Here is a 26,833-nt window from a genome sequence, read left to right as displayed (position 1 = left end):
GCATTGAAAACCATGCCGGCCATCGCGTCCCGCGCCTGGCATGAATGCTGCCTCAGTCAGGGGGCACACCCCATGACGAGCAGTGGAGAACAATGATGACAACACGCACGCCGACCCAAGATGTCACCCAATGGCTGGAGCAGTTCGAGGCCGCCCTGCACGAGAGAGACCGCCAGCAGGTCGTGGACCTGTTCGGCGAGGAGTGCTACTGGCGTGACCTGGTCACCTTCACCTGGAACCTCAAGACGCTGGAGGGCAAGGAGGAGATCCAGTCCATGCTGGAGGCCACCCTGGACGAGACACGCCCCACGAACTGGCGCCTGGACGGCAAGGCCAACGAGGCCGACGGCGTGATCGAGGCCTGGATCACCTTCGAGACGGCGGTAGCCAGCGGCAAGGGGCTGCTGCGCTTGAAGGACGGCCGGTGCTGGACGCTGCTGACCACCATGCAGGGGCTCAAGGACCATCCCGAGCCCAGCCGGGAACGCCGCCCCAAGGGCGCCCAGCACGGCGCCAGCAAGTCACGCGAGACCTGGCTGGAGGCACGCCAGCGCGAGCAGCAGGAGCTGGGCTACACGCGCCAGCCCTACTGCGTGATCATCGGCGGCGGCCAGGGCGGCATCGCGCTCGCCGCACGCCTGCGCCAGCTGGACGTCCCCACCATCGTGGTGGAGAAGAACCCGCGCCCCGGCGACTCCTGGCGCAACCGCTACAAGTCGCTCTGCCTGCATGACCCGGTCTGGTACGACCACCTGCCCTACATTCCCTTCCCCGAGAACTGGCCGGTCTTCGCGCCCAAGGACAAGCTGGGCGACTGGCTGGAGATGTACACCCAGGTGATGGAGCTCAACTACTGGGGCGCCACCGAATGCGAGAGCGCCCGCTACGACGAGACCAGGGGGGAGTGGATCGTCGAAGTCAACCGCGACGGCGAGCGGGTCACGCTGCGGCCGCAGCAGCTGGTGCTGGCCACCGGCATGTCGGGCATGCCCAATGTTCCCCACTTCCCGGGCGCCGAGCGCTTCGAGGGCGAGCAGCAGCACTCCAGCCAGCACCCCGGGCCGGACGCCTATCGCGGCAAGAAGGTGGTCGTGGTGGGTGCCAACAACTCCGCCCATGACATCTGCGCGGCGCTCTGGGAGAACGAGGCCGACGTCACCATGCTGCAGCGCTCCTCGACCCATATCGTGAAGTCCGACTCACTGATGGACGTGGTGCTCGGCCCGCTCTACTCCGAGGAGGCCGTGCGCAGCGGCATCACCCACGACACGGCCGACCTGATCTTCGCCTCGATCCCCTACAAGGTGCTGCCCGACATCCAGAAGCCAGCCTTCGACGAGATCCGCGAGCGGGACGCCGAGTTCTACCAGCGGCTGGAGGAGGCCGGCTTCCTGCTGGACTTCGGTTCCGACGACTCCGGCCTCTTCCTCAAGTACCTGCGGCGGGGGTCGGGCTACTACATCGACGTGGGCGCCAGCGACCTGGTCGCCAACGGCGAGATCAAGCTGCGCAGTGGCGTCGGCATCGAGTGCATCAACCCGCGCTCGGTGACCCTCACCGACGGCACCGAGCTACCCGCGGACCTCATCGTCTACGCCACCGGCTACGGCTCCATGAACGGCTGGGCGGCACGCATCATCTCCCAGGAGGTGGCCGACAAGGTCGGCAAGTGCTGGGGCCTGGGCTCCGACACCCCGAAGGATCCGGGGCCCTGGGAAGGCGAGCTGCGCAACATGTGGAAGCCCACCCAGCAGGAGGCGCTGTGGTTCCACGGCGGCAACCTCCACCAGTCGCGCCACTACTCCCGGTACCTGGCACTGCAGCTCAAGGCGCGCCAGGAGGGCATCCCGACACCGGTCTACGGCCTGCAGGAGGTCCACCACCTCGCCTGATCCCCCGCAGCGGTCCGGCACGCCGAGCGTGTCGGGCCAGCACCTTCACGCTTCAAGGGAGCATCCCCTATGCAACTCAATGGCAAGACGGCATTGGTCACCGGCGGTGGCCGCGGCATCGGACAGGGAGTCGCCCTGGCCCTGGCACAGGCCGGGGCAGACGTGGCGGTCGCTGACCTGGATATCGACATCGCCAGGGAAACGGCCAGCAAGGTCGAGGCACTGGGCCGGCAAAGCCTGGCCTTGAAGGTCGACGTGGCGGAGCCCGACTCGATCAACCAGCTGGTCGATGACGTGGCAGCCGCCTTCGGCCACCTCGATATCGCCGTCAACAACGCAGGGATCATCAGCATCAAGTCGGTCGCCGAACTCTCGGCCGATGACTGGGACCGGATCATGGCGGTCAACGCCAGGGGAGTCTTCCTCTGCACCCAGGCGGAACTGCGCGTGATGCGCCCGAGACGCTTCGGCCGAATCATCAACGTGGCATCGATCGCCGGCAAGGTGGGCTTCCCGGACCTGTCCCACTACTCGGCATCGAAGTTTGCCGTCATCGGCTTCACCAATGCCGTCGCCAAGGAGGTCGCGACGGAGGGGGTGACCGTGAACGCGCTCTGCCCGGGCATCGTCGGCACCGGGATGTGGCGAGGCGAGGAGGGACTATCGGGGCGCTGGCGCCAGGAGGGCGAGAGCGAGGAGGCCTCCTGGGAGCGCCACCAGAAGACGCTGCTCCCCCAGGGCGTGGCCCAGACCCCGGAGGACATGGGCCAGCTGGCCGTCTATCTGGCCTGTGCGGAACATGTGACGGGGCAGGCCATTGCCGTCGATGGTGGCTTTTCGCTCTGAAAGACCGAGGGCGGCGCGGTCAATACTCCACCACCACGTCGCCCAGGGGCTTGCTGCAGCAGGAGAGGATATAGCCGTCCGCCACGTCCTCGTCGGTGATGCCGCCGTTGTGCTCCATGTCGACCTGGCCCGATGCCAGCGGGACCCGGCAGGTCCCGCAGATCCCCATGCCGCAGGCCTTGGGAATGTGCAGACCCAGCTTGGCCGCCGCGGTATGCACCGTGTCGCCCGGCTGGATGCGCACGCTCTTTCCGGACTGGCGGAACTCGACGCTGATCATGTCGGCGACGTCGAGTTCCTCGGCCTCCGCCTCTGCCTGCTCGACATGTTCCAGGACCTCCTCCTGCACCTCGACCGGCGTGGCCCCGAAGGACTCCTCATGGTAGCGGCTCATGTCGAAGCCCTGGGCCCGGAGCAGCTGCTTGATGGCCAGCATGTAGGGCGTGGGGCCGCAGCAGAAGATCTCGCGGTCCATGAAGTCCGGCGCCATCAGCTCGAGCATCGGCAGGCCGAGGTAGCCGCGAAAGCCAGCCCAGGCGTCGCCCAGTTCATCGCTGCGCTCGCACACGATATGCAGCCTGAACTCGGGAATCCGCGAGAAGATGTGCTCGAGCTCGCGGTGGAAGATGATGTCCCGCGGCGTCCGTGCGCTATGCACGAACTGCAGATCCACCGCCGCGTTGGTATCGAAGAACCAGCGTGCCATGGACATCAGCGGCGTGATCCCCACCCCGCCGGAGAGCATCAGCACCTTCTCGGCAGGGTAGTCGATGACGTTGAAGTTGCCTGCCGGCCCGTGCACCGCCAGCTCGTCGTTGACCCCCAGGTTGTCGTGCAGCCAGTTGGAGACCATCCCCCCCGGGATACGCTTGACGGTGATCGAGAAGCTGTAGGGCACGGAGGGGGAGCTGGAGATGGTGTAGGAGCGCATCACCTGCTGGCCATCGATCTCCAGCTCCAGGGTCACGAACTGTCCCGGCTTGAAGAAGAACATCACCGGCTGTTCGGCCATGAAGCAGAAGGTGCGGGTATCCCAGGTCTCCTGGATCACCTTGACGCAGCGCACCAGGTGGCGGCCGTTGGTCCAGGTCTGGGTCGTGACGGGATTGAGAAAGCTCATTGTCATTGTCGAGTCGCCCGGGCTGCAGCATGAAGGCCTCCGACCGCGGTACCACCGCCTGCCGTTGAGCGCATTCTGCGCAGCCTGAGGGGCCGTGACTTGCCTGCCAGCGACACGAACATGCCCGTGGCCTCCCGCCTCCCCTCCCACCATGGCCCGTCGCGTCGCTGCCGCGTCATCGCGCGTCGCGGCCAGACAACTGCCCCCCGGGCCGCTGATCCACACTCGCCGCAATCCGCCACCATCATCGTCCGTGAGCGGCCATCCACAGCACCCCGGTTTTTCCCGAACAACCCCGAGGCCGCCCGAGCGGCCCAGCTAGAGGACGTATCGTCATGGACCCCATGTCTCCCGCTCGCCTGGATGACCCCCTGGCACCGGCACGCGAAGCCACCGTCGAGATGCTGCTGCACCGCCGGCGGAACTTCTCGCTGCCCCAGCCCTTCTACAACGATGCCCGGCTGTTCGCACTGGACATGCAGGAGATCTTCGAGAAGGAGTGGCTGTTCGCCGGGATGACCTGCGAGATTCCCGCCAAGGGCAACTTCATGACCCTCGAGGTGGGCGACAACCCGGTGATCATCGTGCGGGGCGATAAGGGCGAGATCCATGCCTTCCACAACGTCTGCCGGCATCGCGGCTCCCGGCTCTGCGTCAGCGACAAGGGCAAGGTCGCCAAGCTGGTCTGCCCCTACCACCAGTGGACCTACGAGCTGGACGGCCGGCTGCTGTTCGCCGGCAGCGACATGGGCACGGCCTTCGACCTCGCCGCCTACGGCCTCAAGCCCGTCAAGGTGCGCAGCGCCGGCGGCTACCTCTTCGTCAGCCTGGCCGAGGAGCCGCCGGCCATCGACGACTTCCTCGAGCGCCTGGAGCACTACCTCGCCCCCTACGACATGGAGAACGTCAAGGTCGCGGTGGAGTCCAGCATCGTCGAGCAGGCCAACTGGAAGCTGGTGATCGAGAACAACCGCGAGTGCTACCACTGCAACGGCGCCCATCCGGAGCTGCTCAACTCGCTGCAGGAGTTCGACGACAGCGACGACCCGCGCGCCACGCCGTCCTACCGGGCGCTGGTGGAGCGCAAGCAGCAGCAGTGGGAGGCGATGGGCGTGCCCTGGCGGCTCAGCCGCCTGGGCAAGCGCAACCGCCTGACCCGCACCCCGCTGCTGGAGGGCACGGTGTCGATGACCATCGATGGCCGGCCGGCATGCCGCAAGCTGATGGGCCGGCTCGAGAGCCCCGACATGGGCTCGCTGCGCATCCTGCACCTGCCCAACTCCTGGAACCACTTCATGGGCGACCATGCCGTGGTGTTCCGGGTGATGCCGCTGGGACCCCAGCAGACGGTGGTGACCACCAAGTGGCTGGTCCACAAGGACGCCGTGGAGGGAGTCGATTACGACCCGACCCAGCTGCGCCGCGTGTGGGACGCCACCAACGAGCAGGACCGCCGCCTGGCGGAGGAGAACCAGCGCGGGATCAACTCCCGGGGCTACGAGCCCGGCCCCTACTCGGAGACCTACGAGTTCGGGGTGATCGACTTCATCGACTGGTACAGCGAGAGCCTGCTGGAGAACCTCGGCCATACCGCCCCGCACCTGAAGGTGGTGGAGGGCTAAGACCGCCCCTCGGTGCCTCGCACCGGCATGTCCGCATGACACGGCCCCCGGTGATCACCACCGGGGGCCGTGTCGTTGGCGGCCATGCGCCCAGGTCAGGGGCTGACAGGCGCCGTCGGGTCAGCGAACAAGCGGCAGGAGATGGGTCTCCAGCGCCCGGCGAACCGAGGGCAGCAGGATCTCGCGCTTGCCCTCGAGCTCGCCGACCAGCTCGGCAACCGACTCGGCAAGCCCCGGTACGCCCCCCTCGAGCGCGCAGCGCCGGGCCAGCCGGGCGCTGCTCTCGGGACAGGCGCCTTCCGGGATACGGATGCCCAGTGCCACCAGGCGATCGCGGAAATCATCGCCATCGATCAGCTCGACGATCATCATTCGTCGCCCTCCTCCGTCTCAGTCGTTCTCCGCCAGTGCCGCCTCGGTACGCCCCAGGCGACAGGCCGCATACTTGAACTCGGGGATCTTGCCGTAGGGGTCGAGCGCCGGGTTGGTCAGGATGTTGGCCGCCGCCTCCACGTAGCAGAAGGGCACGAACACCATCCCCTCGGCCATCAGCGGGTCGACCCGCGTCTTCAGGGTGATGGCGCCCCGCCGAGTGGTGATGGTGATCGGCTCCCCCGGCGCCATGCGCAGGCGCACCAGCTCGGCCGGCGCGAGGCTCGCCACCGCCTCGGGCTCGAGGTCGTCGAGCACCCGGCTGCGACGGGTCATGGAGCCGGTGTGCCAGTGCTCCAGCTGGCGCCCGGTGATCAGCACCGTGGGGTAGTCGCCGTCGATGGGCTCGTCCGGCGGCAGCGGGCGGGTCGGGGTGAACTTCGCCCGCCCGCTGGCGGTGGGGAAGGCATCACTGAACACCACGTCGGCCCCGGGGGCGTCATCGGCGGGACAGGGATAGATCACCGAGCTCTCGCGCTCCAGGCGCTCCCAGGAGATATGGTCCAGCGACGCCATGCCCTGCTTCATCTCGGCGAACACCTCGCGGGGGTGGGTATAGTCCCAGCCGAGGCCCAGGCGGTTGGCCATCTGCTGGATGATCCACCAGTCGGGCTTGGCCTCGCCGGGCAGCGGCACGGCGGCGCGGCCCAATTGCACCTGGCGGTTGGTGTTGGTGACGCTGCCGTCCTTCTCCGGCCAGCTCGATGCCGGCAGGATGACGTCGGCGAACTGGGCCGTCTCGGTGACGAAGAGATCCTGCACCACCAGGTGCTCGAGCCTGGCCAGGGCCGCCCGGGCATGGTCGAGGTCCGGGTCGGACATCGCCGGGTTCTCGCCGAGGATGTACATCCCCCTGATGGTCCCGGCGGCGATGGCGTCCATGATCTCCACCACGGTGAGCCCCGGTTTTTCCTCGAGCGGGGTGTTCCACAGCTCCTCGAAGGCGGCACGCACCTGGGCGTCGCTCACCGGCTGGTAGTCGGGCAGCACCATGGGGATCATGCCGGCGTCGGAGGCGCCCTGGACGTTGTTCTGGCCGCGCAGCGGGTGCAGGCCGGTGCCGGGGCGGCCAGTTTGGCCGCAGGCCAGCGCCAGCGAGATCAGGCAGCGGGCGTTGTCGGTGCCGTGGACGTGCTGAGAGATACCCATGCCCCAGAAGATCATCGCCTTGTCGGCGGTCGCGTAGAGCCGGGCGAGCTCGCGGATCTGCTCGGGGGCGACGCCACAGGCCGGCGACATCGCCTCCGGGGTCAGCTCGCGCACATGGGCCTTGAGCGCCTCGAAGCCCTCGGTGTGGGCGTCGATGTAGGCCTGGTCGAAGAGCCCCTCGCTGACGATGACGTTGAGCATGGCGTTGTAGAGCGAGACGTCGCCGCCGGGGGTGAAGCGCACGCTGCGGTGGGCATAGGCGTCCAGCGCCTGGCCACGGGGGTCGAGGATGATCAGCTTGGTGCCGTTGCGCGCCGCCTGCTTGAAGTAGGTGGCCGCCACCGGGTGGTTGATCGCCGGGTTGCAGCCGGTGAGGATCACCACCTCGGCCTCGAGGGCCTGCATGAACGACGCCGTCACCGCCCCCGAGCCGATGCACTCCATCAGTGCCGCCACGGAGCTTGCGTGACAGAGCCGGGTGCAGTGGTCGACATGGTTGCTGCCGAAGCCGGTGCGCACCAGCTTCTGGAACAGCCAGGCCTCCTCGTTGGAGCACTTGGCGCTGCCGAAGCCGGCCAGGGCGTCGGGGCCGTGGGCCGCCTTGAGCTCGCCGAGCCCCTTGGCGGCGACATCCAGCGCCTCCTCCCAGCTCGCCTCGCGGAAATGGGTCAGCGGGTCGAGGGGGTCGAAGTCGGGATCGAGCCCCTTGGGCACGCCCGGCCGGCGGATCAGCGGCCGGGTGATCCGCGTAGGGTGGTTGGGGTAGTCGAAGCCGAAGCGCCCCTTGACGCACAGCCGGTTCTGGTTCGACGGCCCGTCGCGGCCCTCGACGAAGAGGATCTTCTCGTCCTTGATATGGTAGGTGAGCTGGCAGCCCACCCCGCAGTAGGGACAGACCGAATCCACGGTGCGATCGGCCACCTTCGAGTCGCCGCGCCCCTGCGCGTCGACCAGGGTCGCCGGCATCAGTGCCCCGGTGGGACAGGCCTGGACGCATTCGCCGCAGGCCACGCAGGTGCTCTCGCCCATGGGGTCGTCGAAGTCGAAGACGATCTTGGCGGCGGCGCCGCGATGGGCCAGGCCGATGACGTCGTTGCCCTGCACCTCGCGACAGGCCCTCACACAGAGGTTGCACTCGATGCAGGCATCGAGGTTGACGTTCATCGCCGAATGGGTGGCGTCATGGCCTCCGGCATGGGGAAGCGCGGCGGAGCGTTCGGCGACATGGTGCACCGTGGGGGCGGGGCGCTCGGCCCGCGCCGGCAGCCGCTCGCGCACCGCGCTGGCGTCGATGGCGAGCTTGTCGGCCATGGCCCAGAAGTGGCTCGAGCGGTCGGGGCCGTCGTCGCGCTCGGGCTGGTCGGCGACCAGCAGCTCCATCACACCCTCGCGGGACACCCGCGCCCGCTCGGAGGTGGCGCTCTTCACCACCATGCCGGGGGTCGCCTCGCGCAGGCAGCTCGCCGCCAGCACCCGCTCGCCCTCGATCTCCACCATGCAGGCGCGGCAGTTGCCGTCACTGCGGTAGCCGGGGGCGTCCTTGAAGCAGAGGTGGGGGATGGTCTCGCCGGCGCGCCTGGCCACCTGCCAGAGGGTCTCCCCGGGAAAGGCGCTGACCTCGGCGCCATCCAGGGTCAGGGTAAAGGTCTCTTGTGCCATCATCAGTCTCCCTACCCTTTCACGATCACGTTCTGGCCGGCGAGCTCGCCGCGGAAGTCCCGCAGCAGCCCCAGCACCGGATTGGGCGCCGCCTGGCCCAGGCCACAGATGGAGGCATCCATCATCACCTGGGACAAGTGCTCGAGCTCCTCGACGCGCCACTCGTCGCGCTCGAGCAGGGTCAGCATCTTCTCGGTGCCGACCCGGCACGGCGTGCACTGGCCGCAGGACTCGTCGGCGAAGAAGGCCAGCAGGTTGGTGGCCACCGCTTTCAGATCGTCCTGGTCGGAGAGCACGATGATCGCCGCCGAGCCGATGAAGCAGCCCGCCTCCTGAAGGGTGTCGAAGTCCAGCGGAATATCGGCCTTGCTCGCCGGCAGGATCCCCCCGGAGGCGCCCCCCGGCAGGTAGCCGGCCAGGCGATGTCCCTCGGCCATGCCACCGCCATACTCCTCGACCAGCTCGTTCAGGGTGATGCCGGCGGGGGCCAGGTGGACCCCGGGGCACCGCACCCGCCCGGAAAGCGAGAAGCTCCTCAGCCCCTGGCGACCGTGGCGGCCGTGCCCGGCGAACCAGTCGGCGCCCTTCTCGTGGATCAGCGGGATCCAGTAGACGGTCTCGACGTTGTTGACCAGGGTCGGCTGGCCGAAGAGCCCCTTCTGGGCGACGAGGGGCGGGCGATGGCGCGGCTTGCCTGGCTTGCCCTCCAGCGACTCGATCATCGCCGACTCCTCGCCACAGATGTAGGCCCCGGCCCCCCGACGCAGCACGATATAGCCCGGCTCGACCAACCCCGCGGCCTCGAGCTCGGCGATGGCCGCGTGCAGCACCCGGTGCAGGCCGGGGTACTCGTCACGCAGGTAGACATATAGCGCGCAGGCCTCCACCGCCCAGGCGCTGACCAGGGCCCCCTCGAGGAAGCGGTGCGGCGAGCGCTCCAGGTAGTAGCGGTCCTTGAAGGTGCCGGGCTCGCCCTCGTCGGCGTTGATCGCGCAGTAGCGCGGCCCCGGCTCCTGGCGCACGGAGCGCCACTTCTTGAAGGTGGGGAAGCCGGCGCCGCCCAGCCCGCGCAGGTTGGCCCGTTCGAGCGTCTCCATCAGCGCCTCGACCGTGACGCGTCCCTCGCGGCAGTCGGGGAGCAGCCGGTAGCCGCCCGCGGCGCGATAGTCCGCCAGGCGCTGCCAGACGATTGCCTCGGGGTGGAAGTGGCCGGTATCCACCACCGCCTCCACGCCCTCGGCGGTGGCGAACAGCACATGGTGGTGCCCCACCTCGACGACCGGCGCCGTCTCGCAGCGGCCCATGCAGGGCGCCCGCACCACCCGCACCGCCTGCGGGTCGACGCCGGCCTCGAGTTGCGCCTTGAGCGTCGCCGCGCCGGCCAGCTGGCAGGAGAGCGAATCGCAGACCCGCACCGTCACCTCCGGCGGCGGCGCCTGGTCGTCGTGCACCACGTCGAAGTGGGCGTAGAAGGTCGCCGTCTCGTAGACCGCCGCCATGGGCAGGTTCATGTAGGCGGCCAGTGCCCGCAGCGCCACCAGCGACAGATGGCCCTGGGCATCCTGGATGGCGTGCAGGTGCTCGATCAGCAGGTCGCGGCGCCGCAGCCCGGGGTCGCGGCGCTCGTCGCCGAGCAACTGGCGCAGGGAGGCAAGGGCGACGGGGGGCAGGTCACGGCCACGGGGCCTGCCGCGGAAGCGGCGCTTGGGGGTGACGGTCTCGACGGTCATGGCGGGCTCGTTGTAATGCTTGTGAGGTGGCGCGATATCGACAGCTTGCTGCCCATTGACGGGCGACGACGGCCATCATCGGCATGGTGTCACCCGCCCGGGATCAGGACAATGGCCGGGCGCCGGGCCGGTGAGCGAATGGATACGCGGAGGTCGCTCTCAGCACGTCTCGCCGTCGGCTGTCTCCTCAATGACAGCATAGGCCACCATCTCGACGAGCATCTCCTCCCGGGCGAAACCCGAGACGATGATCGCCGCGCGATTGGGATAGGGCGCGCTGACGGTCTCGGCATAGAGGCGATTGACCGTGGCCAGGTCCTCGCGACGCGTCACGTAGATCAGCACCTGGGTCAGGCTGGCCATGCCACCCCCGGCACAGGCCAGGGTGTGGCGCAGGTTGTCCAGGGTCTGGCGGGTCTGGGCCTCGATCCCGCCGTCGACGACGGCCCCATCGGCGCCGATGGGGATCTGGGCGGTGAAGAGGATGCCATTACCGATGACGGCCCACTCCAGCGGGGCCTTGGCGGCATAGAGGTCGGTGGCAACGGGTTGGATCATGGAAGCGTCTCGTGAGGAGATAGGGGTCAGTCGTTGTCGTGGTCGCCGGCACCGGCGCCACCCCGGGAGGCGTCGCTGGACTCCACCAGGATGCGGTGCGCCAGGGTCTTGAGGCGCGCCCAGATGGCATCGTCCACCTCGATGCCCTCCTTGAGGGCCTGCTGTCGGCAGGCCAGCAGTTCGGACTCGGGATGATGGGCCAGCAGGTCGAGGTCCTGGTCGGCGCCCAGGGAGGGCAGCAGCTCCACATGGTTGGCCATCACCAGGGTGATGCCGTCGTTGGGCTCGTTCTCCTCGGGCACGTCGCGTACCGAGTAGACGCGCACCTCCGGCGTGGCATGCCCCGCGCGAAAGCCCACCACCTGTTCGGTGAGGGGCACCTGGGCATTGCGCCAGAAGGCGGTGATGTTCATGCCGCGCCCGGCCAGCCGCGAGAGGTAGCCCATGATCAGCTGGCGGTTGTGGCAGCGGCGGATCTTGACCACCGAGAGACCGCGGGCCCGTGCCTTGGCGAAGCCGAGTTCGGTGGCCAGGCTGATGCTTCGCAGCACGCTGTGGCCCTGGCCGTCGAGCACCGCCAGGTCACCGTCCTGGTAGATCAGCCGCGGCCGCGCCTCGGGATCCTCCTCGAGCAGGTAGTCCAGGCCCCGGTTGAGCTGCTCGACGCCGTGCAGGCCGTGACACTGCATCCAGGCGACCATGTCGGCGGCATCGGCGGCATCGCCGTCCTCGAAGCCGATCCCGCTGAACGCCTTGCGGCACAGGCCCTGTAGCTCGTTGTAGGAGACGTTCATTGTGCTGTCACTCCCGAACGCCCGTGTAAAGCGCCGGCTTCCCTCTCGCGGGCGGGCTCGAGGGGGAAGCTCCAGTCGTCGAAGTCGGCGAGGTCCTGCGGCTCGGCATTGAGCTCCTCAACCAGCGGCGCGCCCTGGAAGAGGGTGATCCGCACCCAGCGGTCCGACTTGGGATCGAAGCGACTGGCGCCGAAGAAAGCGAGCTTGGTGCGCAGCAGGTGCATCGGCTTCATGTCGCGATGCCAGAGGTTGGCGTGGATATCGCCGTAGGGTTCCCTGACCAGCGTCTGGATGCGGCGCACCACCTCCTTGTGGCGGGGGTGCTCGAGCAGGAATTCGACCACCGTGGCCCGCGGCTGACCCTCAAGGAAGTCACACAGCGCCTGGTGGGTGCGCGCCACGCGCGGGCCGATGGCAATGGGCATCTCCTTCTCGGCGCCGGGCTCGGCATGGCGCACCCCCAGCCTCGGCTCCTCCTTCTCGGCGGAGCGATACCAGAACCAGTAGGCGCCCTCACGGCTCTCGTAGTCATGGGTAAGCGCCCAGCCATAGTGGGTCTCGACCAGCTGGCGCAGGCGCATCAGCGGCATGTCGGGCTCCAGGTCGAGGTTCTCCGCCACCCCCATCCGGTCCTCCAGGGCGTCGACCTGGTCAGGATAGAGCTCGATCAGCAGGGTGTTGATCAGCTCCTGGGCCTCCAGCGGCAGGGTGCGGGCGCTCCACTCGACCAGCTGCTGCCAGATATCGGCCTCCAGCGGCACGCTGGCAAGCCAGGTCAGCACGTCGGGCAATGCGGCCACCGTGGCCGCATTGCGTTCGGCCTGATCGGCATCCTCGGTGACGGTCTCGTCGAGGTGCTGCATGGCACGCCGGATCAGCGCGATCAGGCGCTCGCGCTCGGCCTCCTCCGGCGCCTGGCGCAGGGCCAGGGTCAGGGCCGTCTCGCGCTGGGTGACCCACTGGGCAATCAGCTGGGGATGGTTGATCAGGAAGGGCGCCATGCCCAGCCCGGTGGAGTTGCCGATGCCCAGGTAGCGCCGCAGCTCACTGGCAAGGGGACAGGCGGTGTCCGGTGAGCGGCGGGCCGCCAGGTGCTCCACCTGCTCGATGGAGAAGTGCCGCAGCAGGTAGACGCCGGCCATCTGCGCCGAGAAGGGGCGCCGGAAGTCGGGGTTGTCCAGCAGGCGGGCGAAGTCGGCGATGCCGAACTTGCCGTTGCCGTAGACCGCCGTGGTCCGGTAGAGGTAGCCAACCCGGGTCAGCCAGGCGGGATCGGGCTGCTCGCCACGGGCCAGGGCTTCCACGAAGTGGGCGAAGTTGCGCAGGCTCTTGTTGGCCCGCGACAGCACCAGCACCCTGGGGTGCTGACGCCCCGCCTCCTGCAGGGGCACGTTGGCGGCCATCTGCGCCAGCAGGCTGTCATCGACCTCACCCTCCACCAGGCCGAAGGTCACGTCCCATGCCTCGGCGATGACCCGGTCGGAGCGGCGTGCGTCGTCCAGCGGCTGGGCGAACATCACCCCGTGGTAGCGACCGTGGGGCGTCTGCAGCCGGTAGATGGCCGTGCCATGGCCGTTGGCATCCAGGTCGAAGCGCACCCGGCTGACCTGCCAGCGCTGGCGGGCCATCTGGCGCACCAGGCTGCGCACGAAGCTCAGCCGGGTGGCATGCAGGCTGCCTAGCCGCTCGAGCCGCATCACCTCATCGGCGGGACGCAGGCCAAGGGGGGCCGCCGAGACGAGTTCCGCGCTAGTCATTGACGATCACCTTGGGCCGGGTGGTGAGGCCCTGCTGGCGAGCCATGGCGTAGGCCGCCTGGGGGCCGGTCCACAGCGACGGCAGCAGGATCAGGGAGACGGGGATCGCGGTGATCACGATGAACTGCTGCAGCACGCCGATCTGCCCCGCGCCCATGTAGAGCAGGATGCCCGCCATCAGCGCCATGGCCACGCCCCAGAAGATGCGCACGCCGGTATGGGGCTGGTCATGCCCGGTGCAGACCACGGCGATGGCGTAACTCATGGAGTCGCCAGTGGTGGCCACGAAGATGGTGGTCAGCAGCAGGATGGCGAGCGCCATCAGGGTGCCGCCCGGCAGGGCCTGGGCCACGGTGAGCGTCGCCACGTCGAACTGGAAGTTGTTGAGCGCCTCCGTGAGGTCGATCGCGCCCGTCAGCTGGAAGTGGATCCCCGAGCCGCCGAGCAGGGTGAACCAGACGGTGGTAGCGATGGGGGCCATCACCGCCACGGCGAGGATCATCTGGCGGATGGTCCGTCCCCGCGAGATGCGCGCCACGAAGATGGCCATCAGCGGGCCATAGCCGATGAACCAGGCAAAGAAGAACACCGTCCACCACTGCATCCACCAGGCGGGGGCGGTCTCCGAGGTCATGGTGGCCATGGCCAGGAAGGAGCTCACGTACTCGCCGAAGCCCTGCAGGTAGGCGTTGGTGAGGAACAGGGTAGGACCGAACAGGAAGATGATGATGGCGATGGCCAGCGCCAGGAAGACATTGAAGCGGCTGAGCAGCTGGATGCCCCGGTTGATGCCGGTGGCGGCCGAGGTGACGTAGACCGCCCCCAGCACCACCAGGATCACCAGCTGGGTCCCGTAGCCCTCGGCGACGCCGAGCAGCTCGTGCAGGCCGAAGCTGACCTGGGTGGCCAGGAAGCCGATCGGGCCGACGGTGCCCGCCACCACGGCGATCACGCAGCAGGCATCGACCACGCCGCCGATCCAGCCCCGCAGCAGGCGCTCGCCGAATATCGGATAGAGCAGCGTGCGCGGCTGCAGCGGCAACCCCTTGTCGTAGTGCCAGTGGGCCAGCACCACGGCAGTCAGCGAGCCCAGCACGGCCCAGGCCAGGAAGCCCCAGTGCATGAACGACTGCGCCAGCGCCCCGGCCACCGCCTCCACGCTGCCGGCCTCGGTGTCGAAGGCCGGCGGCGTGACCACGAAGTGATAGACCGGCTCACCGGCGGCGAAGAAGACGCCACCGCCGGCCAGCAGGGTGCACATGATGATCGACAGCCACTTGAAGGTGCTCAGCTCGGGGGTGTCGAGGTTGCCCACCTTGGCGCTGGCGGCCGGGGACACGGCGAGTCCCATGGCGATGAAGAAGGTCAGCAGCAGCAACAGCTGGAAGTAGGAGCCGAGCATGGCGGCGGTCCAGGCGAAGCCGGCGCTGATGCTGCTGGCCACGGCCTCGATGTCATACAGCGACAGCGCCACGAACAGCACGATGAAGCCGCCGCTCAGGGCCAGCACGACGGGATCGCCCAGGGGTTGGCGACGCGGTTCGGCGCGGGACGCCGGGGGTTGGGATCGGGAGCTCATGAGGGGTGCCTCGTTGTGTCGTTGTTGTAATGGGATGGCTGGCGTGGGGCGCGTCAGGGCGAGAGGGGAACGGCGGCGCGTTCGAGCAGGGCCACCCAGTTGCGGCCCATGATGCGTTCGACCTCGGCCTCGTCGAAGCCGCGCTGGCGCAGCCCGTCGACCAGGTTGGGGAAGTCCCGGCTGTCGCGCAGCCAGGGCAGCGGGCGCGGCCAGCCGGCGTTGCTGGCGCTGCCCTCGCCGTAGTCCATCTCCTTGGACCAGCGTCCGTTGCGCATCCATTCCAGCACCGAGACGGGCTGCGCCTGGCAGAGGTCGGTGCCCAGGCCCACATGGTCGATGCCCATGAGGTCGACGGTCCGCGCGATCATCTCGCAGTAGGCCTCCAGGGTGCAGTCCGGGCCATCCTTGAGGTGGAAGGGGTAGGCCGAGAAGCCCAGCAGGCCATCGCACTCGGCGATCGCGGCGAGCACGCGGTTGGACTTGTTGCGCTTGGCCGGGTGGAAGAACTCGGGATTGGCATGGGAGATGATCACCGGGCGCTCGGAGAGTTCGATGGCCTCCAGGGTGGAGCGCTCGGCACTGTGGGACATGTCGATGACCATGCCGACCCGGTTCATCTCGCGAATCACCTGCCGGCCGAAGCGGGTGATGCCGCTGTCCTCGCTCTCGTAGCAGCCACAGGCCAGCAGGCTCTGGTTATTGTAGGTCAGCTGCATGATCAATAGGCCCAGCCGGCGCATCACCGCCACCATGTCGATGTCGTCCTCGATCGGCGAGCAGTTCTGGGCACCGAGGAAGACGCCCACCTTGCCGGCGGCGCGGGCACGCTCGATGTCGCCCGGCTCGCGCACCGGCATGATCAGGTCGTGATGCTGCTCGAAACGGCGGTTCCACTCGCCGAGCCGCGACAGGGTCTCGCGGGTGTTCTCGTGATAGACCAGTGTCGCATGCACGGCGTCGAGGCCGCCCTCGCGCATCTGCTGGAAGATCTCCCTTGACCAGTTCGAGTACTGCAGGCCATCGACGGTCAGCATTTGCTTGGACATGGAGCGCTCCTCAGGCCTTGACGTAGCAGGTCTTGACCACGGTGTAGAACTCGCGGGCATAGCGACCCTGCTCGCGGGGACCGAAGCTCGAGTCCTTGCGGCCCCCGAACGGCACGTGGTAGTCGGTGCCGGCGGTGGCCAGGTTGACCATCACGCAGCCGGTCTCGGCGCGGGCCTTGAAGGCACTGGCGAGTTTCAGGGAATCGGTGATGATCCCGGCGGTCAGGCCGAAATTGGTGTCGTTGAGGGTCTCGATGGCCTCCTCGACATCCGCCACCTTGATCACGCAGGCGATGGGCCCGAAGACCTCCTCGCGGTTGATCGCCATGTCGTTGGTGGTGTCAGTGAACAGGGTCGGCGCCATGTAGTAGCCCGGGGTCTCGCGTTCGAGGCGCTCGCCCCCGTAGGCCAGCATGGCGCCCTGCTCGCGGGCCCGCTCGATCCAGGCCAGGTTGGATTCGAGCTGGCGGGCATCCGCCACCGGGCCGATCTGCACGCCCTGTGCCAGGGCATGGCCCACCGTCGCCCGATCCAGCCGGGCGATGAGCTTCTCGACGAAGGCGTCGTGGACCGCCTCGGTGACGATCAGCCGCGAGGAGGCCGTGCACTTCTGTCCGGTGCCGGAGTAGGCGCCGGCGAAGGCCGCCTCCACGGCCAGGTCGAGGTCGGCATCATCGGCCACGATCAGCGCATTCTTGGAGCCCATCTCCAGCTGGCACTTCACCAGGTTGCCGGCGGTGGCGGCCGCCACGCGTCGGCCCACCTCCAGCGAGCCGGTGAAGCTCAGGGCCTGGATGTCGGGGCTCGAGATCAGGGCATCGCCGACGCTGCCGCCGGGGCCCATCAGCAGGTTGAAGGTGCCGGGCGGCAGCGACTGGCGGCTGATGATCTCGGTCAGCGCCCAGGCACTGGCCGGCACCAGATTGGCCGGCTTGAACACCACCGCGTTGCCGAAGGCCAGCGCCGGGGCGATCTTCCATACCGCCGTGGCCATGGGGAAGTTCCAGGGGCTGATCACGCCCACCACGCCGACCGGCTCGCGGCGGGTTTCCACCTCGACACCGGGGCGCACCGAGTCCACCCGCTCGTCGAGCTGGCGCAGCACCTCGGCGGCGTAGTAGTGGAAGAACTGTGCCGAGCGGTAGACCTCGCCCACCCCCTCGGCCAGTGGCTTGCCCTCCTCGCGGGAGAGCAGGTGGCCCAGCTCGTCCTTGCGGGCGACCAGCTCGTCGCCGATCGCCATGAGAGCCGCATAGCGCTGCTCCAGGCCACTCCTGGCCCACTCGCGCTGGCCCTGCCGGGCCGCGTCGATGGCCTCGCCGACCTGGGCGACGCTGGCCTGGGCGTAGTGGCCGATCAGGTCATTGGTGTCCGAGGGGTTGTGGTTGGCGATGGCGCTCTCGCCCTCGCGCCACTGGCCGGCGATGAAAAGCGGATGGGACTGGGACATGGGATACCTCCTGGATAGCGTTGACGCCATCCTAGGAGAGTGGCCAAGATAAGGATAATCAATAAATCCGATAAAATGATCAGGACCTCTTACCATGCTCCCCGAGCTGAAGCTCCAGCCGCTGCGCTGCGTGCTGGCCATCGCCGACCAGGGCGGCTTCCATGCCGCGGCCAGGCACCTGCATCGCAGCCAGCCGGCGATCTCCATGGCGGTGCGCGACCTCGAGGAGCGCCTCGGCCAGCCGCTCTTCGAGAAGGGCAACGGCAAGGCCGCGCTGACGCCCTTCGGGCAATGGTGCCTGCCGCGCTTTCGCGAACTGGTGGCCCACCACGACCGGGTCAGCCGCGATGCCCTGGCCATGGCCAGCCACCAGGCCGGTCGCGTGGATATCGCCACGGTGCCCTCGGTGGCCAGCCGCCTGATGCCCGGCATACTGGCGAGCTTCGTGATCGACTACCCGGGCATCGAGATCAACCTGCAGGATGGCCACTCCGAGCTGGTGAGCCAGAGGGTGCTGGCCGGCGAGGTGGAGCTGGGCATCACCAGCCTCTGGCAAGCCGAGGAGGGGCTCGACTTCATCCCGCTGCTGCACGACGAGATCGGCGTGGTGTGCCGGGACGACCATCCCCTGGCCGGACGCGACCCCCTGCACTGGCGCGAGCTGGCCGGACACGCCCTGATCCGCAACGGCACCTCGCGGCTGCTCGAGGGCTCACCCGCGGCCGAACTGCTCGAGCACAGTGCCCTGTACATCTCCAACATGATCTCGCTGACCGCCATGCTGGAGGCGGGCATCGGCATCACGACCCTGCCGCGCCTGGCGTTCCAGGAGGAGCATGCCCGGCTGCGCTTCGTGCCGCTGGCGGAGCCCCGACTGGAGCGCCGGATCGGGCTGATCTGCCGGGCCGGCGTCAGCCTGTCACCGGCGGCAGCGGCCATGCAGCGACACGTGATGGCCTACCTGGCAGAAGGGGGCAGCTGAGGGAGGGCGACGGGACGGCCACGGTCGAGCGCTGGCTCGACCGTGGCCGCCTGCGTAGGTGCCGCTCAGGCGGCGACGCTGCCGTGGGGGGCGATATCCCGAAATGGCTCGCCGCACCGCCTTCAAGGTGCGGCGTTGGCCAACTCGGGTTCCTCTCCTGACTTACGCGGCCACGCTGCCATGGGGGTCGATGACGAATTTCTTCGCGGCACCGCCGTCGAAATCGGCGTAGCCCTTCGGGGCATCGTCCAGGGTGATCATCTGGACATTGACCGCATCGGCAATATCCACCTTGCCGAAGAGGATCGCCTGCATCAGCGGCCGGTGGTACTTCATCACCGGGCACTGGCCGGTATGGAAGCTATGCGACTTGGCCCAGCCCAGGCCGAAGCGCATGCTCAGGGCTCCCTGCTTGGCGGCGTCGTCGGCCGCGCCGGGGTCCTCGGTCACGTAGAGGCCGGGGATGCCGATCTGGCCGCCGGCCCGGGTCAGCGACATGGCAGAGTTGAGCACGGTGGCGGGGGCCTCCTTGCCGTGGTTGCAGCCACAGGCATGGGCCTCGAAGCCTACGCAGTCGACGAAGGCATCGACCTCGCGCTCACCGAGGATCGCCTCGATCCGGTCGGCCATGTCGCCCTCCTGGGTCAGGTCGAGGGTCTCGCAGCCGAAGCTGCGGGCCTGGGCCAGGCGCTCCTCGATCATGTCACCCACGATCACGCAGGCGGCCCCCAGCAGCTGGGCGGAGACCGCCGCCGCCAGGCCCACCGGGCCGGCACCGGCAATGTAGACCGTGCTGCCCGGCCCGACGCCCGCGGTCACACAGCCATGGAAACCGGTGGGGAAGATGTCGGAGAGCAGGGTCAGGTCACGGATCTTCTCCATGGCCTGGTCGGCATCCGGGAACTTCAGCAGGTTGAAGTCCGCATAGGGCACCATGACGTACTCGGTCTGGCCGCCGACCCAGCCGCCCATGTCGACGTAGCCGTAGGCCGCCCCCGGGCGTGCCGGATTGACGTTGAGACAGATCCCGGTCCGGCCCTCCTTGCAGTTGCGGCAGCGCCCGCAGGCGATATTGAACGGCACGGATACCAGGTCACCCGGTTTGATGAACTCGACGTCGCGGCCGGCCTCGATGACCAGGCCGGTGATCTCGTGGCCCAGCACCAGGCCGGAGGGCGCGGTGGTGCGCCCGCGCACCATGTGCTGGTCGCTGCCGCAGATGTTGGTGGTGACGACCTTCAGGATCACGCCGTGGTCGCACTTGCGATTGCCGAGGGCGAGTTCCGGATAGGCGATGGATTCGACGGCGACGTTACCCGGGCCCTTGTAGACGACTCCGCGGTTGGCTGCACTCATGGCTGGCTCCTCGATGTTGTTGTAACGGACGGCGTTGTGGCGTGGCGGAGGCTTCCGCTGCTCCAGCCTAGGCCCTCCAGAGCGGTCCATTTTCTCCATAGAGGCACTCGCATGCCTGTTCGAGACATCGTCGCTGGCTGATGAGCCGACAGGCAGCTGCAGGTCGCTTTCAGGACACTGCTGCCCACCCCCTGACCCAACAATGCTCGGACCCGCGGGTAGCGACACTCCCGAGGGCTCCCCATCGCCGTTTCCAGAAGCGGCGTCCAACAACAACAGCGAGATCCCTCGATGCGCGACAACGACGATGCCCTTGTCCTGTCCCCGGGACAGGACAACACACAGATACTGGGGCTGGACTTCCACAACCCCGTCTTTCCCCTCTCCGCCTTGGCTATCCTGGCCTTCATCCTCTATGCCCTGGTCTACCCCGATGCCGCCAACACCCAGTTGACGGCCGCCCGGGGCTGGTCCATCGAGCACTTCGACTGGCTGTTCATGATCGCCGGCAACCTCTTCGTGCTGCTCTGCCTGGCGCTGATCGTGCTGCCGGTGGGGCGCATCCGGCTGGGCGGCGACCAGGCGAGACCCGAGTACTCGACGATCTCCTGGTTCGCCATGCTGTTTGCCGCCGGCATGGGCATCGGCCTGATGTTCTGGAGCGTGGCCGAGCCGGTGGCCTACTACACCGACTGGTACGGCACGCCGCTGAACGCCTCCGCCGGCACCCCGGAAGGGGCTCGTGCCGCCATGGGCGCCACCATGTTCCACTGGGGCCTGCACCCCTGGGCCATCTACGCCGTGGTGGGCCTCTCCCTGGCCTTCTTCGCCTACAACCGCGGTCTGCCCCTGACCCTGCGCTCCGCCTTCACCCCGCTGCTGGGTGACCGGGCACGTGGCTGGGCCGGCCACCTGATCGACATCACCGCGGTGCTGGCGACCATCTTCGGCCTGGCCACCTCCCTGGGTTTCGGGGCCTCCCAGGCCGCCGGCGGTCTCAACTACCTGTTCGACGTGCCCAACACCCTCGGCACCCAGATCGCCATCATCGTCGGCGTCACGGTGGTCGCGCTGTTCTCGGTATGGCGGGGCATCGACGGGGGCGTGAAGCTGTTCTCCAACATCAACATGGTGATCGCCTTCGCCCTGCTGGCCTTCGTGGTGATCACCGGCTCCACCCTGCTGTTCCTGAACGGGCTGTGGGACACCACCCTGGCCTATGTCAGCCATGTCGTGCCGCTCTCCAACTGGATCGGCCGCGACGACACCACCTGGTACCACGGCTGGACGGTGTTCTACTGGGCCTGGTGGATCTCCTGGTCGCCCTTCGTCGGCATGTTCATCGCCCGGGTCTCACGCGGGCGCACGGTCCGCGAGTTCCTGACCGCCGTACTGGTGGTACCGACCCTGGTCACCATCGTCTGGATGAGCGCCTTCGGCGGCACCGCCCTGGCCCAGTCCGCGGCCGGGGTCGGCGAGCTGGCCAATGGCATCAGTGACGTCTCCCTGGCGATGTTCCAGATGCTCGAGCAGCTGCCGTTGACCACCCTGACCTCCAGCCTGGCGATCCTGCTGGTGCTGATCTTCTTCGTCACCTCGTCGGACTCCGGCTCGCTGGTGATCGACAGCATCACCGCCGGCGGCAAGACCGATGCCCCGCGCAGCCAGCGGGTCTTCTGGGCCACCCTGGAAGGGGTGATCGCCGGGATCCTGCTCTACGGCGGCGGCGACGCCGCACTCGGCGCCCTGCAGGCCGGCGCCGTGGCCACCGGGCTGCCCTTCACCCTGATCCTTCTGATGATGGCGTTCAGCCTGGTCAAGGGGCTGCACGAGGAGCAGCGCCGCCCCGGGCTCCTCCCGACTGCTTGACCCTGCCCTTCCCTTGAAGCGACGACCCCGGCACCCGCCGGGGTTCTTGTCGTTGACTGCCGCATCTCATGGCAGAAGCGGCCCTGGGCTCGACCTCGCGGGGTCAAGCAGGCATGGTTATCCTCTCGGTATCCACCGGGACATCGGGTGAATACCGCTGTGACACCCACCGACCCAGCGTTCATGGCCACCCACGCCAAGGAGGAACACCCCCATGACGACCCGTTTCGCAAGACGCCTGTGCCTGACCACCCTGCTGTCGCTGATGGCCCTGGCTTCTCACGCCGTCGCCCAGCAGGCCTCCCCTGGGAGCCCCGGTGCCGATGTCGAGACCGAACAGTTCCGGGACTGGGAGGTGATCTGCCCGCCCGAGGGCAGCCAGGGGGCTTGCACCATGAGCCAGCTGGTCACCAATCCGGACAGCAATGACCCCCTGATGCGGGTGATCGTGGGCTACCCCCCGGAGCTCGAGGGACGCCCGGCGATGACCTTCCTGCTGCCGCTGGGCGTGCGCCTCGCCCCTGGCCTGCAGCTGAGCGTGGGCGGCGGCGAGCCGGCCCAGTTCCCCTACCAGGTCTGCCTGGAGCAGAGCTGCCGCGCCGACCTGCCCCTCGAGCCCTCGATGCTCCAGGCGCTGCGCGGCGGCAGCAGCGCGACCCTCAGCCTGATCGGGCCGCGCGGCAACCGCATGGACCTGGACATCTCCCTGATGGGCTTCACCGACGCCAGCCAGCGCATCGCGCCCTGACGGTCGAACCTGCCCCGCAAGCACGACAGCCCCGGCACCTGGCCGGGGCTGTCGTCGTCTGGCCGGCCGCATGATCAGCGGGTCAGGACGCCCTCTTCGCGCAGCAGCTTGAGGATCGCCTCGGCGCCCTGCTCCGGCGTGGCGTCGGCAAGCACCTGTCCCCCCCCGCCTTCGGCCTTGGCCGCCGCGGCCTTGAAGCGCTCCCGCGCCGAGGCGGCCTTGACGATCTTGAGCCGCTTGGGCCGCTTGCGGGCCGGGACCATCTGCCACTCGGCCAGCGCAGGGTCCTCGACCACCGGGGCCTCGGCGACCTCCAGCCGCCCACGCCGCGCCGGTCCAAAGGCGCTCTGGCGAGCTGCCGGGGCCGCTGCGTCCACGGTAAGGATGGCCGGCAGGCGGACCCTGAGGCGACGCCGCTGACCGCGGGGCAGCGCCTGCAACAGGGTGGCGATGCCGTCCTCGACCCCTTCCACCGCCGCCAGACCATTGACCAGGGGCCAGCCGAGGCGCTCGGCCAGCAGGTAGGGCAGCAGGCCGGAGCCCTCGCCCTGCTCGGCCCGCTCCCCGGCAATCACCAGCTGCGGTGCGGCCGCCTCGAGGCGCTCGGCCAGGGCCGGCAGCACGTCGGCACCCGGCGCCTGCTCGATCAGCGTCAGCGCCTCGAAGCCCATGCCAAGGTAGTCGCGCAGGGCCGCCTCGCTGGCCTCGTCGAGGACGCCGGCATGCAGCAGGCTGACCTTGGCCCCCGGGGCCGAGCACGCCAGCTCCACGCCGCGAGCGTCCCGGTCGGCACGCCGGCGACGGCCGGTCAACGGGTGGCGACCGACGGAGACCAGCACGGTTACCGCCAGGGCCGGGGCCATACTCTTCTCAGGCTGCATCACGCTTCTCCTCCCTTGCCTGCTCCACCAGGGCCACCAGCGCCTCGAGCACCGGGGCCGAATCGCCGATCACCGCCAGGTCGGCGCGCTTGATCATGTCGCAGCCGGAATCCATGTTGATGGCCACGACCTTGTCGCAGCCCTGGATGCCCTGCAGGTGCTGGATGGCCCCCGAAATGCCCACGGCCAGATAGACCCGGGCCGTGACCCAAGTGCCGGTGGCGCCGACCTGGCGGTCGCGGGCCATGTGGCCGTCGTCCACCGCCACACGGGAGGCCCCTTCCGTCGCCCCCAGCATCCTGGCGGCGTGGTGGAAGCCGTCCCAGTCCTTGACGCCATTGCCCCCAGACAGGATGAACTCTGCCTCGGCCAGGGCCACCCCGGCGGGGTCCACCGCCACCTGCCCCAGGTCCTCGACACGCGACAGGAGCGCGGGCAGCTCGCTGCCGAGCGCCAGCGGCTCGGCGGCGTGACGGGTCTCGTCCACCGGCTCGGCACACTCGGCCAGCGCCAGGGCGACGCGCGGCAGGGGGCGCAGGATATCCAGGCTCTCCGCCGCGCCCCGGGCGGTACAGCGCCATCCCAGCGGACTCCCGGCGTCGGCCTCCAGTTGCCAGACACCGGTCGCCGGCCGCTCCCCCAGCCGGGCGGCCAGGCGCCGCCCCAGGTCGGCACCCCCCAGGGGGGAGTCGGGCAGCAGCCAGTGGCGCGGCGCCCACTCCCGCTCCACGGCGGAGAGCGCCGCCAGGCGCGCCTCGGGGGCGAAGCCGGCATAGGCATCGTCCTCCAGGTGCAGGACCCGATCGATGCCTGCCTCGCCGAAGGCCTGCTCTTTCATCTCGCCGCCCCCCTCGCCCTTGTGCTGCCCAAATATCACGGCCAGCACGGCGCCGGGCCGTTCGGGGTCGGCATCGGCCAGGCGCCGCGCCAGGCCCAGCAGGTCCTTGTCATGGCCGGAGAGGCGCCCGCCGGCCATGTCCGGCACCACGGCGACCAGGAAGGCGGGCTCGGGAATCTCGACACGGCGGCGATCATCCTTGACCGCCTGGCGGGTCCCCCCCGGGGCCTCGCCGCCCTGCTGGGCGCCGCTGCGATCGATACGCCTGACGCCATTGGGGCCGATGAAGCCGACGGCGTGGGGGTTCCTGCGCACCACCCCCTGGGGGCCCAGCCACTCGCTGGCGGCCCCGCGGCCCCCGATGTCGCCAAGGGCGGCCAGCACACTGGCGTGCTCGGGGTGCAGGCGGTTGCGGGCGACCCACTCGCGGCGTGGGTCGCGACGACGAATCTCGGTCATCAGACCTCCTCCTCCAGCACGGGTTGGCGGGATGGCGGTGTCGCCTTGGCGGCAGGACGCGCCACCAGGGCATCGGCCACCAGCTCGGCGATATCGCGCACCTCGGCACCGGCATCGACGACGCCTTCCAGCATGGCGGTGCACTGCGGACAGCCCACCGCCACCAGCGAGGCGCCGGTCGCCTCGACATCGTTCATGCGCATGTCGGGGATGCGCCGCTTGCCGGGAATATCGGTGATCGGGGCGCCACCGCCGCCACCGCAGCAGCGCGAGCGAAAGCCGGAGCGCTCCATCTCGGCAACCTGGATGCCCAGGGCGCGCAGGACGTTGCGCGGCGCCTCGAATTCGCCGTTGTAGCGGCCCAGATAACAGGGGTCGTGATAGGTCACGCTGCCGCCCTTCCAGGGGCGGAAGGCCAGGCGCCCCGACTCGTAGAGCTCGGCGATGAAGGTGCTGTGGTGATAGACGCGGTAGTGGCCGCCGAGCTCGCCATACTCGTTGCCCAGCACATGGAAGCTGTGCGGGTCGCAAGTGACGATATGCTGGAACCGATACTTGGCCAGGGTGGCGATATTGCGCCTGGCCAGGCTCTGGAAGGTGGCCTCGTCGCCCAGGCGCCTGGCCACGTCACCGCTGTCGCGCTCCTCGTTGCCGAGTACCGCGAAATCCACCTCTGCCGCACGCAGCACCTTGACCAGCGCACGAAGCGTGCGCTGGTTGCGCATGTCGTAGGCGCCATCACCCAGCCACAGCAGCACGTCGACCTGCTGCAGGTCCGCCATCAGCGGCAGGTCGAGGTCGGCGGCCCAGTGCATGCGTGCGCCGGGGTCGAAGCCGCCGGGATTGTCGGTGGCGATGAGGTTATCGAGGACCTCGGGGGCCTTGTTGGGCGTCTCGCCGCGCTCCAGGGTCAGGAAGCGGCGCATGTCGACGATGGCGTCGACGTGCTCGATCATCATCGGGCACTCCTCCACGCAGGCCCGGCAGGTGGTGCAGGACCACAGGGTCTCGGCATCCACCAGCGCCTGGCCCTTCTGCGCCACGATGGGGCCATGGGGGCTACCCTGATGCTCGCCGATAGGCTTGCCGGGGTAGGGGGAGCCGGCGTAGGCCGCATCCGTGCCGCCGGCCATGCCCACCACCATGTCCTGGATCAGCTTCTTGGGATTGAGCGGCTGGCCGGCAGCGAAGGCCGGACAGACCGCCTCGCAGCGCCCGCACTGCACGCAGGCATCGAAGCCGAGCAGCTGGTTCCAGGTGAAGTCGGCGGGCGTCTCGACGCCCAGCCTGGCATCGTGGTCCTCCAGGTCCAGCGCCTTGAGCCCGGTGGAGCGGTTGCCCTCACCGAAGCGCTCGGCGCGGCGATGGAAGGCCAGGTGCAGGGCACCGGCGAAGGCGTGCTTCATGGGCCCGCCCCAGGTCATGCCGACGACCATCTCGGCCAGGCCCCAGACCACCACGGCAGTCAGCGCCAGGGCCAGTAGCCAACTGCCGAGGACGGCGGGCAGGATACCCATCGTGGGCAGGGTGACCAGGAAGACGCCGAGCGAGAAGGCCATCAGGCTCTTCGGCAGGCGCATCCAGGGTCCCCTGGAGAGCCGGGCGGGCGGGTTGCGCCGGCGCCGGGCCACGAACAGGCTGCCCGCGAACATGGTGGCGCAGGCCGCCAGCAGCAGCCCGCCCAGGACTGGATTGGCGAACCCCAGGCCGTGCACCAGGATCATCAGCACGGCGGCGGCCACGAAGCCACCCGCGGTGGCCACGTGGGTGTTGGACATCACCTTGTCGCGCCCCACCACATGGTGCAGGTCCACCAGGTAGCGACGCGGCAGGGCCGCCAGGCCCTTTAACAGCGGCACGGCGGAGGGCCGCCCCTGGCGCCAGAGGCGAACACGCCGCCAGGCGCCGGCCACCGCCACGCCCAGGGCGGCGATGATCAGTATCGGTAGCAGGGTCTCGAGCATCTCGCTCACCTCATCGACAAGCTGGAAGCGGGAAGCCGGAAGCTGAAAGGAAGGGCGAAAAACGCGTCTTCGACTTCCAGCTTCGAGCCTTGGGCTTAGGGT

General features: G+C 68.8%; 20 protein-coding genes. 6 read left to right on the top strand and 14 right to left on the bottom strand.

Going from position 1 to position 26,833, the window contains the following annotated elements:
• The first annotated feature begins 95 nt into the window (after nucleotides 1-95).
• Together DFP85_RS01770 and DFP85_RS01765 are read left to right on the top strand one after the other, a co-directional pair.
• A complete protein-coding gene (locus DFP85_RS01770) occupies nucleotides 96-1,892 on the top strand; it encodes an NAD(P)/FAD-dependent oxidoreductase (RefSeq protein ID WP_133634365.1) in 1,797 nt (598 codons plus the stop codon).
• A 69-nt stretch (nucleotides 1,893-1,961) separates the two neighbouring features.
• On the top strand, nucleotides 1,962-2,738 hold the full coding sequence (locus DFP85_RS01765; protein WP_133634363.1) for an SDR family NAD(P)-dependent oxidoreductase: 777 nt from the start codon (nucleotides 1,962-1,964) through the stop codon (nucleotides 2,736-2,738).
• A 19-nt stretch (nucleotides 2,739-2,757) separates the two neighbouring features.
• Here the strand turns inward: DFP85_RS01765 and DFP85_RS01760 are convergent, their stop codons facing one another.
• Nucleotides 2,758-3,864, bottom strand: coding sequence for an FAD-binding oxidoreductase (locus DFP85_RS01760; RefSeq protein ID WP_133634361.1), 1,107 nt, complete (start codon nucleotides 3,862-3,864; stop codon nucleotides 2,758-2,760).
• 329 nt (nucleotides 3,865-4,193) lie between these two features.
• Here DFP85_RS01760 and DFP85_RS01755 point away from each other — a divergent pair, with 329 nt between their 5' ends.
• Nucleotides 4,194-5,480, top strand: coding sequence for an aromatic ring-hydroxylating oxygenase subunit alpha (locus tag DFP85_RS01755; protein ID WP_133634359.1), 1,287 nt, complete (start codon nucleotides 4,194-4,196; stop codon nucleotides 5,478-5,480).
• Nucleotides 5,481-5,600: 120 nt separating this feature from the next.
• Here the strand turns inward: DFP85_RS01755 and DFP85_RS01750 are convergent, their stop codons facing one another.
• From DFP85_RS01750 to DFP85_RS01710, 9 genes are all read right to left on the bottom strand, one after another.
• Nucleotides 5,601-5,852 carry a hypothetical protein gene (locus DFP85_RS01750; protein ID WP_133634357.1) on the bottom strand — a complete coding sequence of 84 codons (252 nt, stop codon included), beginning with the start codon at nucleotides 5,850-5,852 and terminating at the stop codon, nucleotides 5,601-5,603.
• Between the two features lie 18 nt (nucleotides 5,853-5,870).
• Nucleotides 5,871-8,720 (bottom strand): formate dehydrogenase subunit alpha, encoded by a 2,850-nt coding sequence (gene fdhF, locus DFP85_RS01745; protein WP_133634355.1) that lies wholly within the window; start codon nucleotides 8,718-8,720, stop codon nucleotides 5,871-5,873.
• An 11-nt stretch (nucleotides 8,721-8,731) separates the two neighbouring features.
• A complete protein-coding gene (locus tag DFP85_RS01740; protein ID WP_133634353.1) occupies nucleotides 8,732-10,450 on the bottom strand; it encodes an NADH-ubiquinone oxidoreductase-F iron-sulfur binding region domain-containing protein in 1,719 nt (572 codons plus the stop codon).
• Between the two features lie 159 nt (nucleotides 10,451-10,609).
• Nucleotides 10,610-11,008, bottom strand: coding sequence for a RidA family protein (locus tag DFP85_RS01735; protein ID WP_133634352.1), 399 nt, complete (start codon nucleotides 11,006-11,008; stop codon nucleotides 10,610-10,612).
• Nucleotides 11,009-11,034: 26 nt separating this feature from the next.
• Nucleotides 11,035-11,802, bottom strand: a complete 768-nt coding sequence (locus DFP85_RS01730; RefSeq protein ID WP_133634351.1) for an Ldh family oxidoreductase — start codon at nucleotides 11,800-11,802, stop codon at nucleotides 11,035-11,037.
• The gene (locus DFP85_RS01725; RefSeq protein WP_133634350.1) at nucleotides 11,799-13,559 is read right to left on the bottom strand and encodes a hypothetical protein; all 1,761 of its coding nucleotides are present in this window, start codon (nucleotides 13,557-13,559) and stop codon (nucleotides 11,799-11,801) included. Before DFP85_RS01725 ends, DFP85_RS01730 begins: the two co-directional genes overlap by 4 nt.
• Complete coding sequence (locus tag DFP85_RS01720; protein ID WP_133634349.1) at nucleotides 13,552-15,138, bottom strand: BCCT family transporter; 1,587 nt, start codon at nucleotides 15,136-15,138, stop codon at nucleotides 13,552-13,554. The genes DFP85_RS01725 and DFP85_RS01720 overlap by 8 nt, the downstream gene beginning before the upstream one ends.
• Before the next feature lie 53 nt (nucleotides 15,139-15,191).
• Nucleotides 15,192-16,184: a dipeptidase gene (locus tag DFP85_RS01715; protein ID WP_208108428.1), complete on the bottom strand. Its 993-nt coding sequence runs from the start codon at nucleotides 16,182-16,184 to the stop codon at nucleotides 15,192-15,194.
• A 10-nt stretch (nucleotides 16,185-16,194) separates the two neighbouring features.
• On the bottom strand, nucleotides 16,195-17,634 hold the full coding sequence (locus DFP85_RS01710) for an aldehyde dehydrogenase family protein (RefSeq protein WP_133634348.1): 1,440 nt from the start codon (nucleotides 17,632-17,634) through the stop codon (nucleotides 16,195-16,197).
• A 94-nt stretch (nucleotides 17,635-17,728) separates the two neighbouring features.
• On the opposite strand from DFP85_RS01710, the gene DFP85_RS01705 reads away from it, so the two are divergent.
• On the top strand, nucleotides 17,729-18,616 hold the full coding sequence (locus DFP85_RS01705) for a LysR family transcriptional regulator (RefSeq protein ID WP_133634347.1): 888 nt from the start codon (nucleotides 17,729-17,731) through the stop codon (nucleotides 18,614-18,616).
• A 162-nt stretch (nucleotides 18,617-18,778) separates the two neighbouring features.
• Here DFP85_RS01705 and fdhA read toward each other — a convergent pair whose 3' ends face one another.
• Nucleotides 18,779-19,972, bottom strand: coding sequence for a formaldehyde dehydrogenase, glutathione-independent (fdhA, locus tag DFP85_RS01700; RefSeq protein WP_133634345.1), 1,194 nt, complete (start codon nucleotides 19,970-19,972; stop codon nucleotides 18,779-18,781).
• A 291-nt stretch (nucleotides 19,973-20,263) separates the two neighbouring features.
• Between fdhA and DFP85_RS01695 the strand changes: the two genes are divergently transcribed.
• Nucleotides 20,264-21,841 carry a BCCT family transporter gene (locus DFP85_RS01695; RefSeq protein ID WP_133634343.1) on the top strand — a complete coding sequence of 526 codons (1,578 nt, stop codon included), beginning with the start codon at nucleotides 20,264-20,266 and terminating at the stop codon, nucleotides 21,839-21,841.
• Between the two features lie 214 nt (nucleotides 21,842-22,055).
• Complete coding sequence (locus tag DFP85_RS01690) at nucleotides 22,056-22,589, top strand: invasion associated locus B family protein (RefSeq protein WP_133634342.1); 534 nt, start codon at nucleotides 22,056-22,058, stop codon at nucleotides 22,587-22,589.
• A gap of 74 nt (nucleotides 22,590-22,663) precedes the next feature.
• Here the strand turns inward: DFP85_RS01690 and etfB are convergent, their stop codons facing one another.
• The 3 genes from etfB to DFP85_RS01675 are packed head-to-tail and all read right to left on the bottom strand — an operon-like array spanning nucleotide 22,664 to nucleotide 26,731.
• Entirely contained in the window at nucleotides 22,664-23,470 is an 807-nt protein-coding gene (gene etfB, locus DFP85_RS01685; protein WP_133634340.1) for an electron transfer flavoprotein subunit beta, read from the bottom strand.
• The gene (gene etfA / locus DFP85_RS01680; protein WP_133634338.1) at nucleotides 23,460-24,767 is read right to left on the bottom strand and encodes an electron transfer flavoprotein subunit alpha; all 1,308 of its coding nucleotides are present in this window, start codon (nucleotides 24,765-24,767) and stop codon (nucleotides 23,460-23,462) included. Before etfA ends, etfB begins: the two co-directional genes overlap by 11 nt.
• Nucleotides 24,767-26,731 carry a (Fe-S)-binding protein gene (locus DFP85_RS01675; RefSeq protein WP_133634336.1) on the bottom strand — a complete coding sequence of 655 codons (1,965 nt, stop codon included), beginning with the start codon at nucleotides 26,729-26,731 and terminating at the stop codon, nucleotides 24,767-24,769. The genes etfA and DFP85_RS01675 overlap by 1 nt, the downstream gene beginning before the upstream one ends.
• Nucleotides 26,732-26,833 lie beyond the last annotated feature (102 nt).

The sequence above is a fragment of the Halomonas ventosae genome (genome assembly GCF_004363555.1).
In the GTDB taxonomy this organism is placed as follows: Bacteria; Pseudomonadota; Gammaproteobacteria; order Pseudomonadales; family Halomonadaceae; genus Halomonas; species Halomonas ventosae.
The sequence above is the reverse complement of the archived record's forward strand: the minus strand, read 5'-3'. Positions and strand labels throughout refer to the sequence as shown.

Bases quoted from the DNA above. Each gene is read 5' to 3' on its own strand.
- DFP85_RS01725 (WP_133634350.1), bottom strand. From the start codon at position 13,559: ATGACTAGCGCGGAACTCGTCTCGGCGGCCCCCCTTGGCCTGCGTCCC.
- DFP85_RS01730 (WP_133634351.1), bottom strand. From the start codon at position 11,802: ATGAACGTCTCCTACAACGAGCTACAGGGCCTGTGCCGCAAGGCGTTC.
- DFP85_RS01675 (WP_133634336.1), bottom strand. From the start codon at position 26,731: ATGCTCGAGACCCTGCTACCGATACTGATCATCGCCGCCCTGGGCGTG.
- etfB (WP_133634340.1), bottom strand. From the start codon at position 23,470: ATGCAGCCTGAGAAGAGTATGGCCCCGGCCCTGGCGGTAACCGTGCTG.
- DFP85_RS01690 (WP_133634342.1), top strand. From the start codon at position 22,056: ATGACGACCCGTTTCGCAAGACGCCTGTGCCTGACCACCCTGCTGTCG.
- DFP85_RS01695 (WP_133634343.1), top strand. From the start codon at position 20,264: ATGCGCGACAACGACGATGCCCTTGTCCTGTCCCCGGGACAGGACAAC.
- DFP85_RS01720 (WP_133634349.1), bottom strand. From the start codon at position 15,138: ATGAGCTCCCGATCCCAACCCCCGGCGTCCCGCGCCGAACCGCGTCGC.
- fdhA (WP_133634345.1), bottom strand. From the start codon at position 19,972: ATGAGTGCAGCCAACCGCGGAGTCGTCTACAAGGGCCCGGGTAACGTC.
- DFP85_RS01740 (WP_133634353.1), bottom strand. From the start codon at position 10,450: ATGACCGTCGAGACCGTCACCCCCAAGCGCCGCTTCCGCGGCAGGCCC.
- DFP85_RS01770 (WP_133634365.1), top strand. From the start codon at position 96: ATGACAACACGCACGCCGACCCAAGATGTCACCCAATGGCTGGAGCAG.
- DFP85_RS01710 (WP_133634348.1), bottom strand. From the start codon at position 17,634: ATGTCCCAGTCCCATCCGCTTTTCATCGCCGGCCAGTGGCGCGAGGGC.
- DFP85_RS01750 (WP_133634357.1), bottom strand. From the start codon at position 5,852: ATGATGATCGTCGAGCTGATCGATGGCGATGATTTCCGCGATCGCCTG.
- DFP85_RS01735 (WP_133634352.1), bottom strand. From the start codon at position 11,008: ATGATCCAACCCGTTGCCACCGACCTCTATGCCGCCAAGGCCCCGCTG.
- DFP85_RS01760 (WP_133634361.1), bottom strand. From the start codon at position 3,864: ATGACAATGAGCTTTCTCAATCCCGTCACGACCCAGACCTGGACCAAC.
- DFP85_RS01705 (WP_133634347.1), top strand. From the start codon at position 17,729: ATGCTCCCCGAGCTGAAGCTCCAGCCGCTGCGCTGCGTGCTGGCCATC.
- etfA (WP_133634338.1), bottom strand. From the start codon at position 24,767: ATGACCGAGATTCGTCGTCGCGACCCACGCCGCGAGTGGGTCGCCCGC.
- DFP85_RS01765 (WP_133634363.1), top strand. From the start codon at position 1,962: ATGCAACTCAATGGCAAGACGGCATTGGTCACCGGCGGTGGCCGCGGC.
- fdhF (WP_133634355.1), bottom strand. From the start codon at position 8,720: ATGGCACAAGAGACCTTTACCCTGACCCTGGATGGCGCCGAGGTCAGC.
- DFP85_RS01715 (WP_208108428.1), bottom strand. From the start codon at position 16,184: ATGTCCAAGCAAATGCTGACCGTCGATGGCCTGCAGTACTCGAACTGG.
- DFP85_RS01755 (WP_133634359.1), top strand. From the start codon at position 4,194: ATGGACCCCATGTCTCCCGCTCGCCTGGATGACCCCCTGGCACCGGCA.